This window comes from Streptomyces iranensis, assembly GCF_017874715.1.
GTDB classification, from domain to species: Bacteria; Actinomycetota; Actinomycetes; order Streptomycetales; family Streptomycetaceae; genus Streptomyces; species Streptomyces iranensis.
The window spans coordinates 1-12743 of record NZ_JAGGLR010000035.1 but is presented as its reverse complement, the minus strand read 5'-3'; the positions used below and the strand labels follow the sequence as shown (position 1 = coordinate 12743).

The following is a 12743-nucleotide window of genomic DNA, read 5'->3' as shown; positions in this document are numbered from 1 at the left end:
GAAAGACCGGGCCGGCTTCGCGGTGGCCCGGTCGACGGTTGAGAGCAGCGTCGACAGGGAGGGGACACCGCCATGAACCGGCGGACACTGCTGGCAGCGGGCACGGGGCTGGCGGCCACCGCCACAGGGGTCACCGCGTGCAACGATGACGCGGGGAAGGCCGGCGGTGACACGGGCCCGGTCGGCTCCTCCTCCGCGTCGGACGCCCGTTCGGCCTCGGCGAGCGGCAGTCGCCGCGCCGTCGACGGCAAGCCCAAGTCCGCGGACTGGAGCGCGCTCGGCAAGGACCTCCAGGGCGACCTGGTGCGCCCCGGAGACTCCGACTACACCTCCGCCAGCCGGCTCTACAACACCCGCTTCGACCATCTGCGCCCCGCCGCCGTCGCCTATATAGGGAACACCTCGGACATCTCCGCCTGTCTGGACTTCGCCCGGCGCCATGGCGCCCCCGTCGCGATCCGCAACGGCGGTCACTCCTACGCCGGCTGGTCGAGCGGCGACGGCCGTCTCGTCATCGACGTCTCCGCGCTCTCCTCGATCCGTACGACCTCCGGCGAGGCGCGGATCGGCGCCGGCGCCAAGCTCATCGACGTCTACACCACACTGGGCGCCCACGGGGTCACCGTCCCCGGCGGCTCCTGCCCGAGCGTCGGCATATCCGGACTGACGCTCGGCGGCGGCCACGGCGTGGTCTCCCGGGCGTACGGGCTGACCGCCGACAGCCTTACGGGGGCCACCATCGTCACCGCGGACGGCAAGGCCCTGGAGGTCTCCAAGAGCCGCGAGGCCGAGCTGTTCTGGGCGCTGCGCGGCGCGGGCAACGGCAACTTCGGCGTCGTCACCGAACTGCGCTTCCGTACGCATGACGCGGCCGACGGCGTGACCTGTTACATGTCATGGCCATGGTCCAAGGCCGCGAAGGTGCTGAGCGCCTGGCAGAAGTGGGGCCCGGAGCAGCCGGACGAGATCTGGTCGGCGCTGCATCTGTCGGCCGCCCCCGGGCGCACCCCCACCGTCTCCATCAGCTGCTTCTCGCTCGGCACCTACGGCGCGCTGCAGAACGCGGTGGACAGGCTCGCCGACGGGCCGGGTGGCCCCGGCCCCGCCGCGCAGGTCAGCCTGCGCCGCCGCGGCTACGTCGACGCCATGCGGATGTACGCGGGCTGCGGCGACACCTCCACGGCCAACTGCCATCTGCCCGGCGACGAGCCCGGCCGCAGCACCTCCGGGACGCTGAACCGCGAGACCTACGCGGCACGCTCGGACTTCTTCGACCGCTCGCTGAGCCAGGCGGGCGTCCGGGCGATGCTGGACCAGCTGGAGCGCTACGGGCGGCGCACCGGCGGCGGGGGCGCGGTCAGCATCGCGCTCACCGCGCTCGGCGGGGCGGTCAACCGGGTCTCGTCCACGGCCACGTCCTTCGTTCACCGGCGCTCGCGGTTCCTCGCGCAGTACACCGCGTCCTGGACGGCGGGCGGCTCGGGCACCGCGGGCAACGCCTGGCTGGACGGCGCCCATGAGGCGATGCGGCGATACGCCTCCGGGGCGGCGTACCAGAACTACACGGACGCGTCGCTGAAGGACTGGCGCTCGGCGTACTACGGCTCGGCCGCCGACAAACTGACGCGGGTGAAGAAGCGTTACGACCCGGACCGGCTCTTCGACTTCCCGCAGGCGTTGTGAGGTCTTCCCTCCGCCGGGGACTCGCGGGGCCTCGGAGGTTCAGCGGCGGCTGATCCGTGGAGACGGCAGAAGGCCCGGCAGCCGCCGGGCCCTCTGCGCATCCGTGTTCGTGGCGCATCCGTGTTCGTGGCGTCTCCGTGTTCGTGGCGTCTCCGTGTTCGTGGCGTCCGTAAGGGTGCCGCTAGGCCGCCAGATCCTTGTTCCCGTGGTCGCCGCCCACCGAGCGGGACTCGGCGAGCTCCGCGCGTGCCTCGTCCGCGTCCTGGTCGGCGGCGGCGGGCTCGGCCCGTATCAGGCGGCCGACGCGCGAACCCGCGACGGCCGTGGTCAGCGGGGTCAGCAGCATCATCGCGAGCGGCGCCAGCAGCAGTGTGACCGCCGTCCCCAGGGCGAACCCGCCGATCACATCGGTCGGGTAGTGGACACCCATATAGACGCGGCAGAACCCTTCCAGCAGCGCGAGCCCTATGGCGGCAACCCCATAGGCGCGGTGGGCCATGAAGACGCCGACGGCGACCGCCATGGTCAGCGTCGCGTGGTCGCTGACGAACGAGAAGTCGGTCTTGCCCGCCACCAGGACGTCCAGCCCCTGATGGTCCTTGAAGGGCCTGGGCCGCTCGACGAAGCCGCGGATGGGGATGTTGGCCACCAGCGCCAGCCCGGCGGCCAGCGGGGCCCACACCAGCCCGGCGACGGCGGACGGCGCCTCCTGCCGCCGCTTCCGGACGCTCCACCAGGCGGCCAGGGTCACCAGGGCGAGCCCGATGATGATCCCGTACTCGCCGACGAACTCCATGACGCGGTCGAACCAGTGCGGGGCGTCCTTCGCAAGCCCGTTGATGTCGTAGAGAAGGCTGACATCGGGGTTCGACCCGTCCAGTGCGAGTCCAGCCATATGCCGTGGCCCCTTATCTCTTGCCTGTCACTACGTGCAGCTGCCGACCCCCCGTAACGCCCTGCGAGCCGTGGCAACGCGACCGGCGCCGGAGAGTCCGCCGTCGATCCACGCTGATCCACGCCTCGATCCACCTCCAGGGAACGCCCTCTTCTCGCCAGGGGTTCCGTACTCCACCCAACGATCACCGGGACGTTATCGAAGGGTGACCGATCGTCGCAGCTCAGGGGGAATCCTTACGCGGGGTTCGCCCGCGGCAGCGCTTTCGCGCCATCCTGAGTCACCCGTGTAGCACCGATGTAGTCCGGCGAGTCGATCTTGTCAAAACGGATCACCGCACCGGTGTAGGGCGCGTTGATCATGTAGCCGCCGCCCACATAGATCCCCACATGGTGGATCGATCTCGGATCGTCGAGGTCATAGGCGAAGAAGACCAGATCCCCGGGGAGCAGCTCGCTCCGCTTGGGGTGCGGTCCGGCGTTCCACTGGTCGTTGGCGACGCGCGGCAGATCGATGCCGACCGTCTTGTACGCCGCCTTCGTCAGCCCCGAGCAGTCGAACCGCCCGCCCTCCTCCGGGGTGCCGTTCCCGCCCCAGAGATAGGGCTTGCCGAGCTGCTTCTGCGCGAAGTAGATCGCCCCGGCCGACTGCTGGGAGGGCTGGACCTTCTGGATCGGCGCCTCGAAGCTCTTGGCGAGGGTGGTGATGGTCTTCACGTAGTTCTGGGTCTCGCGGTAAGGCGGCACCCCGCCGTACTTGATCACGGCATAGGCGCCCGCGTTGTACGAGGCCAGCATGTTGTGCGTCTGATTGCCCGGCACATCCTTGACGTACTTGGCGAGCGAGCAGTCATAGGCGGCCGCCGACGGGATCGCGTCCTGCGGGTCCCAGATGTCCTTGACGCCGTCCTTGTTGCCGTCGACCCCGTGCGAGGCCCAGGTGGCGGGGATGAACTGCGCTATCCCCTTGGCGTTGGCCGGGCTCTGCGCCTTCGCGTTCCAGCCGCTCTCCTGGTAGAGCTGCGCGGCGAGGAGCGCGGGGTTGATGGCCGGGCAGGAGTTCCCGTACCGCTGGATGAGCGGTTCGTACGTGGCGGGAACGGCGCCCTTGGCCAGCCCGACGGCCTTACCGCCGGCACCGCCGACGAGGTCCGCCGCGACCATGTAGGTACCGACGACGAGCAGCGCGACGAAGGAAAAGGAGACTCCGAGACCGACACTGACACCCAGCCAGACCTTACGCACCCGGCCATCCTCCCCCATCCACCCGCCATGCGAACGCGTTTCCGCTCGCACGGCGAAAATCAGCCGCTCCCCAGCCGAAACCATACGATCGCCGTCGGCGCGCGCCCCCTTATGCGCCGCCGCCCGCCCCGCACGCCTCACCGCCCCATCTCGGCCGCCTCTCGCGGGGGCGGGGAGCGCGTAGAGTCCAGCCGTCCGAGCACCACGACCCTGGGGACCGCAGATGACACGGCTCGACTGGCAAGAGCTCGACTGGCAGCGGGCCGCACCCGCCGACCTCCCGGAGGGCGCCGCCTACCTCGAGGTGGCCGTGGGCCCCGACGACCAGATCCTGATGCGCGAGAGCAACGACCCGGAGACCGTCGTCGTCACGACCCGGGCCAAGTGGGACGCGTTCATCAAGGGCGTCAAGGCGGGCGAGTTCGACGACTTCGCGGACCTCGTGGAGGACGACTTCGCGGACCGCACGGAGACGGACGAGCCTGCGGAGAAGTGAGAGGACGGGGACGCTGGGCGCAGGCGCACTGACGACCTCCACCAAGGGGCGTACCGGTCAGTCCCCTCCACCAAGGGGCGTACCTGTCATCCCCTCACGGATCGTTGCCCCACGCTCACCCGCGTGATACACAGAGTGACCATACGACACTCCGTTGACATGCCTCCCACAGCCGTCGGACGGGCGTGTCCCACAACACGCACGAGATCCGCCAAGAAATGCCGCCAAGTCGACATGCGGAAGCGGATTCATCAGCGAAGATAGAGGCTGACCCACGCCATGCCGGCGAAGAGACACAACAACCCACAAGGGGCGGTGAGTTCATCATGTTCCTAGCGGCCGAAAAGGGCGACATCAACACCATCATCGGCGGAATCGCCCCAGACTGGGGTCCGTTCGGCAGCCTGGGCAGCGAGGCCCGCGTCATGATCGAGGTCGTGATGGCGGTCGCACTGCTGCTGTGCTTCGGCATCGCCATCTGGGGCGCGGCCAAACAGCGGATCGGCGCGACGGCCCTGCGGGACACCTTCAGCGCGGAGCAGGGCAAGGGGCTGATCGTCGCGGGCCTGACCGGTGTGTTCATCATCGGATCGCTGGGCACGCTCTTCACGATCGTGTATGGCATGGCCATCTAGCCGCGTCCCGCCCGCCCCCGAGCCGCCCCTCCGCGCGGGGCGCACACCCCTGGCCGCAAGCCTCCGCTCCCGATTCCCCCTACCGGCCCCTCACCCCGTACCCGAGGCTGCTCCCTGATGCCCGCTCCCGCTCACCACGCTGAGGTCGTGTCAGCTTGATGTCCACTCACACCAGCGCGCCCGAGCGTCAGTCCTCGCCGTTACCGTCGTATGCGGGTGACGGAAGAGGGACCATGGATGACGCGGTCGCCGGAATCGGCGGGATCGGCGGAATCGGCGGGATCGGCGGGATCAGCAGGCTTGGCAGACTCGGCACGGGTGAAGGGGCGTACGCAGGATGAGTCTCGGCGGCGACGACGGATACGGCGGTGACTACGAGGGCCATGAGGCGCGCCGCGGACGCGGCGCGCCCCCCGAAGGCCACCTGACGCGCACCCGCCTGCCCGAGGGCGACGGCGACCCCTACGGCCCACCCCGCCGAGCCCCCGGCCGCGCCAAGCCCAGCCGCAATCTGATCACCGTGGTCGGCGTCATCGTCCTCCTCCTCGCGGCCATCGCCTTCGTCAACCGCGGCGACGCCAAGGACAGCGACTCCAGCGGCGGCGACACCGGCGGGGGCGGCACCGAAGCCCACCCCACCGCCCCCACCGGCGAGCGCCCGGTCGACGGCAAGAACGCCACGACCGACATCGCCTCGGGCTTCGCCAAATCGGAGCAAGGCGCCCAGAGCGCGGCGGCGAACTACGCGGTGGCGCTCGCATCCGCCGACATGACCAAGTCGGACCGCCGTCACCAGCTCGTTTCCCAAATCTTTACGAGCGACAGAGTGAACGGGCTGCAGAAGAAGCTGGACCGGGCCTACTCCAAGAGCTTCCTGGAGAAGCTCGGCCTGGACGCGAACGGCAACGCCGGCGACGGCATGACCTATGTCTCGCGCGCCGCCCCCATCGGCACGAAGACGACCACTTCCACGGATACCGCCGCCACCGTCGAGGTCTGGTGCACCGGCGTGTTCGGCACGGCAGGAGAGGGATCGAAGAACCCGGTAGCCAACGACTGGTTCACCATGACCGTCAAGCTGCGATGGGTGAACAAGGACTGGAAGGTCGAGAGCTACTCCCAGAAAGACGGCCCTGCCCCGGTCAACAGCGACAACACCGCATCGACGGCTGATGAGATCGCCAAGGCTGTGCAGCAGTACGGAGGGTTCACGTATGCCCGGTAAGCCGCGCAAGCGCATCGTCACGCTCGCTGGGGTGGTAGCGGCGGTCCAGACCTCTGCTGTGCTCCTCGCCACGCGGGCCGCCGCCGCACCGTCGCCGAGCCCGTCCGACGACAGCGACTGCGATCTGCTCACAGGCTCGGCCAAGAAATACTGTGAAAAGGGCGACAAGGGTGGCGGCCCCCCCGACCCCTCCAACCCCCTCGACCCCGCCGCCTCCCTCGCCCGCGGCTGCGCCGACGCCGCCTCCTGGCTCGTCGGCAAGCTCTCCAAGCTCGTCAAGGAGACGGCCAACGTCGACTTCACCAACGAGGCCTTCCTCCGCCAGTACGCCGTCGTCTTCGCCGCCTCCACCGTCCTCACCCTCATCCTCTGGCTCCTCGCCGTCGCCAAGCGCGCCATCCGCGGCGTCCCCCTCGGCGAGGCGCTCTCCGAGGCCATAGGTTTCCTCTGGCTGACGGTCCTGGCCTCCGCCTTCACCCCCCTCATCCTCTATACGGTCGTCACCGCGACCGACGCCGTCACCGACGCCATCGCCTCCGGCACCGGTGCGGACAATGACGCCTTCTTCGGCTCCTTCTCCCAAGCTCTCAAGCAGGACGAGGACATCGGCGGCGGCCCGATCATGCTCATCGTCGTCTCGCTGGTGACGATCCTCGCCGCCGGCGTTCTCTGCCTCGAGCTCGTCATCCGCGCCGCCCTCCTCTACGTGGGCGCGCTGCTCGGCACCGCCGTCTACGCGGGCCTCGTCGACAAGAACATGTGGGGGCATGTGCGCCGCTGGGCGGGGATCATGATCGCCGTGATCCTCGTCAAGCCGGTGATCATCACCGTCCTGGCCCTCGCCGGCGCGCTCTCCACCAACGGCGACAAGCCAGACGCCTTCTCGGCCGTCGTCTCCGGCCTGTCCATCATCATCCTCGCCATCTTCGCCAGCGCGATGATCTACCGTTTCGTGCCCGGCTTCGGCGATGAGATCGTCAAGGCCCGCAGCGCCAGCGCCGACCCCGCGTCCCGCCAGGCCGCCGCCGTCATCACTTCCCCCGCCGCCCTGGTGAAGCAGGGCATCAACACCCACAGCGCCCGCGGCGGAGGCGAGACCGGCGGGGGCGGCGCCGCCCCGGGGCAGGCCAAGCCCGCCAACCCCGTCTCCGGCGGTGTGGCAGCCCACAGCACCCGCACCAGCGGCAGGGGTGGCGGGGGCGGCGGAGGCGCCTCCCCCTCGCCCGCCAGCCGCACCGGCCACACCGGAGGCTCCGGCGGCGGCTCCGCCACGAACCGCAGCTCCGGCAACAACTCGGGAGGTGACCGGCGGTGACGATCGACGCCCAGTCGCACCCCATCGCGCCCCGTCGCACATATCTGATCGGGCGCCCCCGTCCGAACGCGATCGTCGGCAAGAACCGCGAGACCGGCGAGATCGGGCTGATCATCGCGGGGGCGTTCATCGGGATGATGTGCGGGCTACTGGTGCCGGTGCTGATGTTCCGCATCACCGCCCTGGTCGGCTTCCCCACCCTCGCCCTCGCCGCCGTGTACGTCCCGTACAACGGGCGGACGTTCTACCGCTGGTTCGAGATCAACCGTTCCTACAAGCGCAGCGTCCGTAAGGGCACCACCGCTTACCGCTCCGGCGCCGCCGAGGCCGGCACCCGCCTGGACGGCCGTGAGATCGAGGTCGGACCGCCCCCCGGTATCGGCCGGATCAACTGGCTGGCCGCTCCCTTCGGCCCCGACGAGATCGCCGTGCTCCTGCACGCCGACCGCCGCACCGTCACCGCCGCCATCGAGATCGAGGGCCCCGGCGTCGGACTGCGCGACAGCGAGGACCAGGAGGCCCTCGTCGACCGGTTCGGCACCCTGCTCAAGCATGTGGCCAACGGCGACGGCTTCGTGACCCGGCTGCAAATGCTGGCCCGCACCCTCCCCGCCGACCCCGACGCGCACGCCAAGGACGTCGAGCGGCGCGGCGACGGCCAGGCCCCCAACTGGCTCAAGGACTCCTACGACCAGCTGCAGTCCATGGTCTCCACCTCCTCCGAACAGCACCGCGCCTATCTCGTCGCCTGTATGCACTACACCCGCGACCTGGCCGCCGAGGCCCAGGCCATCGCGCGCGCCGCCCGCCACAGCGGCGGCGGCCGGCGGCTCGACAAGGACGCGGGCCTCGCCGTGGTGATGGCCCGTGAGCTGACCGACATCTGCGCCCGGCTCGCCGAGGCCGACATCCGGGTGCGCCAGCCCCTGGGGCAGGGGCGGCTGGCCTCGCTCATCCACTCCATGTACGACCCGGACCACCCCATCGACCACATCCAGGCGATGACCAAGCGGAACGCCTGGCCCGCCGAGCTGGACGCCATGGAACCCACCTACCTCCAGGCCAAGACCCGGGAGTCGAGCACCCGTGAGCCCTGGTGCCACTCCACGGCCTGGGTGAAGGAGTGGCCCATGACGCCCGTCGGGGTCAACTTCCTCGCCCCGCTGCTCGTCCACACGCCCGATGTCATCCGTACGGTCGCCGTCTGTATGGACCTCGAGCCCACCGAGGTCGCCATCGAGCGAATGCTCACCGAGAAGACCAACGACGAGGCCGAGGCCAGCCGCGCCGCGAAGATGAACCGCACCGTGGACCCGCGCGACATCGCCGCCCACGGCCGGCTCGACCAGCGCGGTGAGGACCTCGCCAGCGGTGCCGCGGGCGTCAACCTCGTCGGCTACATCACCGTGTCCTCCCGGTCGCCGGAAGCCCTCGCGCGCGACAAGCGGACCATCCGCGCCTCGGCGGGGAAGAGCTACCTCAAGCTGGAGTGGTGCGACCGCGAGCACCACCGGGCCTTTGTGAACACGCTGCCGTTCGCGACCGGCATCCGCCGATAAAGCTGATAAAGCCGATAAGGCAGACAGAGCAGATAGAGCAGCCAGAGCCGATACAGCCCATAGAGCTGATAGACACGACTGGGACGACAGGGACGATAGGGGCTCCGCCGTGGCCGATCCGATGAGCGCCATCACCGATGCGTTCACCAGCTTTCTCTTCGGAAAGGTGGAGACGACTCGGCTGCCCGTACGCACCTCCACCGGCCAGGCCCAGGCGGTCTATCTCCCCACCGCGGCCCCCGGCCTCGGCGACTCCGGCGTGGTCATCGGCCGTGAGGTCTACTCCGGCAAGGGCTATATCTACGACCCCTTCCAGCTCTACGGCCAGCAGCTGCCGGCCCCCCACTGGCTGGTGCTCGGCGAGTCCGGTAATGGCAAGTCGGCCCTGGAGAAGACCTATGTCCTGCGCCAGCTGCGGTTCCGCGACCGCCAGGTGGTGGTGCTGGACGCCCAGGGCGAGGACGGCGTCGGCGAATGGAACCTCATCGCCCAGGAGCTGGGGATAACGCCCATCCGGCTCGACCCCATGGCGGCCCTGGACGGCGGTATCCGTCTGAACCCCCTGGACCCGGCGATCACCACGACCGGTCAGCTCGCCCTGCTCCGCACGATCATCGAGGTCGCGATGGGGCACGGGCTCGACGAGCGCTCCGGGTTCGCCCTGAAGGTCGCGCACGCCTATGTCAACGAGACCGTCGTCGACCGCCAGCCGGTGCTGACCGACATCGTGGACCAGCTGCGCCACCCCGAGGAAGAGTCGGCGGCGGCGATGAACGTCGATATAGACGACGTACGGGCCTGGGGCCTCGATGTCGCCCTGGTGCTGGACAGGCTGGTCGACGGTGATCTGCGCGGTATGTTCGACGGCCCCACCACGGCCGGAATCGATCTGGACTCACCCCTGATCGTCTTCGACCTGTCCCATATCGATCGCAACTCGATCGCGATGCCGATCCTGATGGCCATCGTGGGCGTCTGGCTGGAGCACACCTGGATCCGTCCCGACCGTAAGAAGCGCATCTTCCTGGTCGAGGAGGCGTGGCACATCATCAACTCGCCCTTCGTCGCCCAGCTCTTCCAGCGGCTGCTGAAGTTCGGGCGGCGGCTCGGCCTGTCGTTCGTCGCCGTCGTCCACCACCTCTCGGACGTGGTCGACGGCGCGGCGGCGCGGGAGGCCGCGGCCATCCTCAAGATGGCCTCCACCCGGACGATCTACGCGCAGAAGGCGGACGAGGCACGGGCCACCGGCCGCGTCCTGGGCCTGCCCCGCTGGGCCGTCGAGATCATCCCCACGCTGTCCCCCGGTATCGCAGTATGGGACGTCAACGGCAACGTACAGGTCGTCAAACACCTGATCACCGAGGCCGAGCGGCCCCTCGTCTACACCGACCGGGCGATGACGGAGGACGCGCTGGCCGTACAGATGGCGGCCGAGGCGGAGGCCGAGGAGCGCGCCGCCGCGGCGGTCGAGGCGGCGGAGGCGGACACCTACGGCGGCCCGTCGTACGGATCCACGGTGGCGTGAGATGGCAGCGGGACAGAATCACGGCGAGCCCACGGAACGTGGCATTCCGGACGGCCTGCTGATCGGCGCCATCGCCCTCCTGCTGGGCACGCTCGGCCTGATGTGGTCGGCCACCGGGCTGGCCGGGCTCTTCGCCCGCGGCGCCTGGCCGGACAACCTGACCTTCATGCGCGCACCGGTGGCGCTGCGCCATCTGCTGCAGGAACCCCAGGATCTGGCGACGGCCTGGCCCGACACCCCGGAGGACCAGCTGTCGGGATACGGGCTGTTCTGGGGCATCTTCATCAGCGAGCTGATGGTGCTGATCGTCCTGACCATCTTCGTGATGGGCACACTGGCCCGCTACCGGACGGTCCGCGCCCAGCGCCGCGTCGCCCGCGCGACCGCCCGTGCGGAGGCGGCGGAGGCGAAGCGGCTCGGCCTTACGGACACCAGGCCCGCGAAGGACAGCACCGAGCCCGCGCCCGTCAACGGTACGGGCGTGGAGGCGCCCCCTGGCGTCGAGGCGGCGCCTCCGCCCGTCCCCGGCCCTGGAAGCGCCTCAGCGGCCCCAGGGGCCGCCTCCACAAGGCCTCCTGAGGGTCCGCCCGGCACCGCCACTCCAGACCACCCCAGCGGGCCCCCCGCACCGGTCCCGGCCGAGGCGGCCCCCGGCGACGGCGTCATCGCACCCGTCGCCGGTCACCGCCACCCGTCCGAGGCCGTCGCCGCCGAAGCGTCCGCCGGAACGGGCCCCGAACCGCACCCGTACATCGCCGAGCAGAGAGCCGACACGCAGACCGCCCCCGCCGGGGGCGCGGCCACTCCCCCGGCCCAGAACGATCTGTACGCCCCGCTCGACCCGGCATCCGCACCACAACCGCTCCCCACCCCCCGCAGCGGCCCGCTGACGCCGACCCCTCTCCCCGACGGCGAATTGGCCCGGTCTCGCGTCCTCTTCGGCGCCCAGCGCGGGGAGTCCGCGGCCCACACCGTCCTGGAGGCCGTCGGCCCCGTCCTCGTCGTCACCAGCGATCCCAAGCTCTGGGCCACCACCAAGGACGCCCGCGCCAAACTCGGCCCCACCCATGTCTTCGACCCGTCCCATCTCCTCGACACCCCCGCCCGGCTGCGCTGGAACCCGGCGGCGGACTGCGGCTCCCGCGATATCGCGGCCGCCCGCGCCACCGCCCTCCTCGCCCCCGTACGGCCCATGCACGCCATGGACCGGCCCCTGGCGGAGGCCGCGGAGACGATGCTCCGCTGCTGGCTCCACGCCGCCGCGGTGGACGGCCGGCCGTTCCGCCATGTGCACCGCTGGGCGCAGGGCAGCTCGGCCCACGAGCCCGTGAAGATCCTCCGTACGCATCCCAAAGCGGCGGGCGGCGCGGCCGGCGAGCTGGAGGCCACGCTCACCGCCCACCGCGAACGCCGCGACATGGCCCAGGAACTGACCGCCCGTGCCCTCGGCGCGCTCTCGTCGATCCACATCCGGGACGCCTGCAACCCGGGACGCGCCGACACGCTCGCACTGGAGTCATTCGTCGCCGAAGGGGGAACCCTGTATCTGATGGGTGAATCCATCGAGGACCCCCGAACGCAGCCGGGTGCGATGCCGCTGTTGACCGCACTCGCCTCACACGTGGTCGAGCACGGCCGGCGCATGGCCGAACGGTCATCCTCCGGTCGGCTCGACCCACCACTGACCCTCGTCCTGGACGACGTCGCAGCCGTGGCCCCGCTCCCGGCACTCCCCGACCTCCTCGCCCAGGGCGCGGACCAGGGCCTCCCCACACTGGCCCTGATGCGCTCCCAGGAACAGGCCCGAGCCCGCTGGCCGCACCGCTCCCTGGTGGGCCAGGAGTCGCGCTGACGGCCCGCACACCACACCCCGCCGGGTCTTCCGGTCCGGTAGGCCGTCCTCTGGTGCTTGGTCAGGGAGCGGCTGATGTGCGCCTTGACGGTGGTCTCACTCAGCCGGAGCTCGCGGCCGATCGTGCCCACCGGGGCGACTCTTTCGTACACAGTTGGGCCCGGCAACGGGAGCTGAACGCAAAAATGCCTCTGTCCCGAGCACATAGTGCTCGGGACAGAGGCTAAAGATTGTTCGGCGGCGTCCTACTCTCCCACAGGGTCCCCCCTGCAGTACCATCGGCGCTGAAAGGCTTAGCTTCCGGGTTCGGAATG

General features: G+C 70.2%; 10 protein-coding genes and 1 rRNA gene. 8 read left to right on the top strand and 3 right to left on the bottom strand.

The window, feature by feature from the left end; all coding sequences use genetic code 11:
• Positions 1-72 precede the first annotated feature (72 nt).
• A complete protein-coding gene (locus J2Z30_RS44530) occupies positions 73-1683 on the top strand; it encodes an FAD-binding oxidoreductase (RefSeq protein ID WP_044572056.1) in 1611 nt (536 codons plus the stop codon).
• A 181-nt stretch (positions 1684-1864) separates the two neighbouring features.
• Here the strand turns inward: J2Z30_RS44530 and J2Z30_RS44525 are convergent, their stop codons facing one another.
• The gene (locus J2Z30_RS44525) at positions 1865-2578 is read right to left on the bottom strand and encodes a phosphatase PAP2 family protein (protein ID WP_044572059.1); all 714 of its coding nucleotides are present in this window, start codon (positions 2576-2578) and stop codon (positions 1865-1867) included.
• A 236-nt stretch (positions 2579-2814) separates the two neighbouring features.
• On the bottom strand, positions 2815-3822 hold the full coding sequence (locus tag J2Z30_RS44520; protein ID WP_037954960.1) for a bifunctional lytic transglycosylase/C40 family peptidase: 1008 nt from the start codon (positions 3820-3822) through the stop codon (positions 2815-2817).
• Positions 3823-4045: 223 nt separating this feature from the next.
• Between J2Z30_RS44520 and J2Z30_RS44515 the strand changes: the two genes are divergently transcribed.
• From J2Z30_RS44515 to J2Z30_RS44485, 7 genes are all read left to right on the top strand, one after another.
• Positions 4046-4318 carry a DUF397 domain-containing protein gene (locus J2Z30_RS44515; RefSeq protein ID WP_044572061.1) on the top strand — a complete coding sequence of 91 codons (273 nt, stop codon included), beginning with the start codon at positions 4046-4048 and terminating at the stop codon, positions 4316-4318.
• A 326-nt stretch (positions 4319-4644) separates the two neighbouring features.
• Positions 4645-4953, top strand: coding sequence for a DUF8827 family protein (locus J2Z30_RS44510; RefSeq protein WP_009716148.1), 309 nt, complete (start codon positions 4645-4647; stop codon positions 4951-4953).
• Between the two features lie 337 nt (positions 4954-5290).
• The gene (locus J2Z30_RS44505; RefSeq protein WP_044572063.1) at positions 5291-6178 is read left to right on the top strand and encodes a DUF8175 domain-containg protein; all 888 of its coding nucleotides are present in this window, start codon (positions 5291-5293) and stop codon (positions 6176-6178) included.
• Positions 6168-7493, top strand: a complete 1326-nt coding sequence (locus tag J2Z30_RS44500; protein ID WP_044572065.1) for a hypothetical protein — start codon at positions 6168-6170, stop codon at positions 7491-7493. The genes J2Z30_RS44505 and J2Z30_RS44500 overlap by 11 nt, the downstream gene beginning before the upstream one ends.
• 2 nt (positions 7494-7495) lie before the next feature.
• The gene (locus J2Z30_RS44495) at positions 7496-9052 is read left to right on the top strand and encodes an SCO6880 family protein (protein ID WP_044581614.1); all 1557 of its coding nucleotides are present in this window, start codon (positions 7496-7498) and stop codon (positions 9050-9052) included.
• A 121-nt stretch (positions 9053-9173) separates the two neighbouring features.
• Positions 9174-10577 (top strand): ATP-binding protein, encoded by a 1404-nt coding sequence (locus J2Z30_RS44490; RefSeq protein WP_044581615.1) that lies wholly within the window; start codon positions 9174-9176, stop codon positions 10575-10577.
• A gap of 1 nt (position 10578) precedes the next feature.
• Positions 10579-12429, top strand: a complete 1851-nt coding sequence (locus J2Z30_RS44485; RefSeq protein WP_063790924.1) for a type IV secretory system conjugative DNA transfer family protein — start codon at positions 10579-10581, stop codon at positions 12427-12429.
• 232 nt (positions 12430-12661) lie between these two features.
• On the opposite strand, the gene rrf is transcribed toward J2Z30_RS44485, so the two are convergent.
• Positions 12662-12743, bottom strand: a 5S ribosomal RNA gene (gene rrf / locus J2Z30_RS44480); the annotation flags it as partial.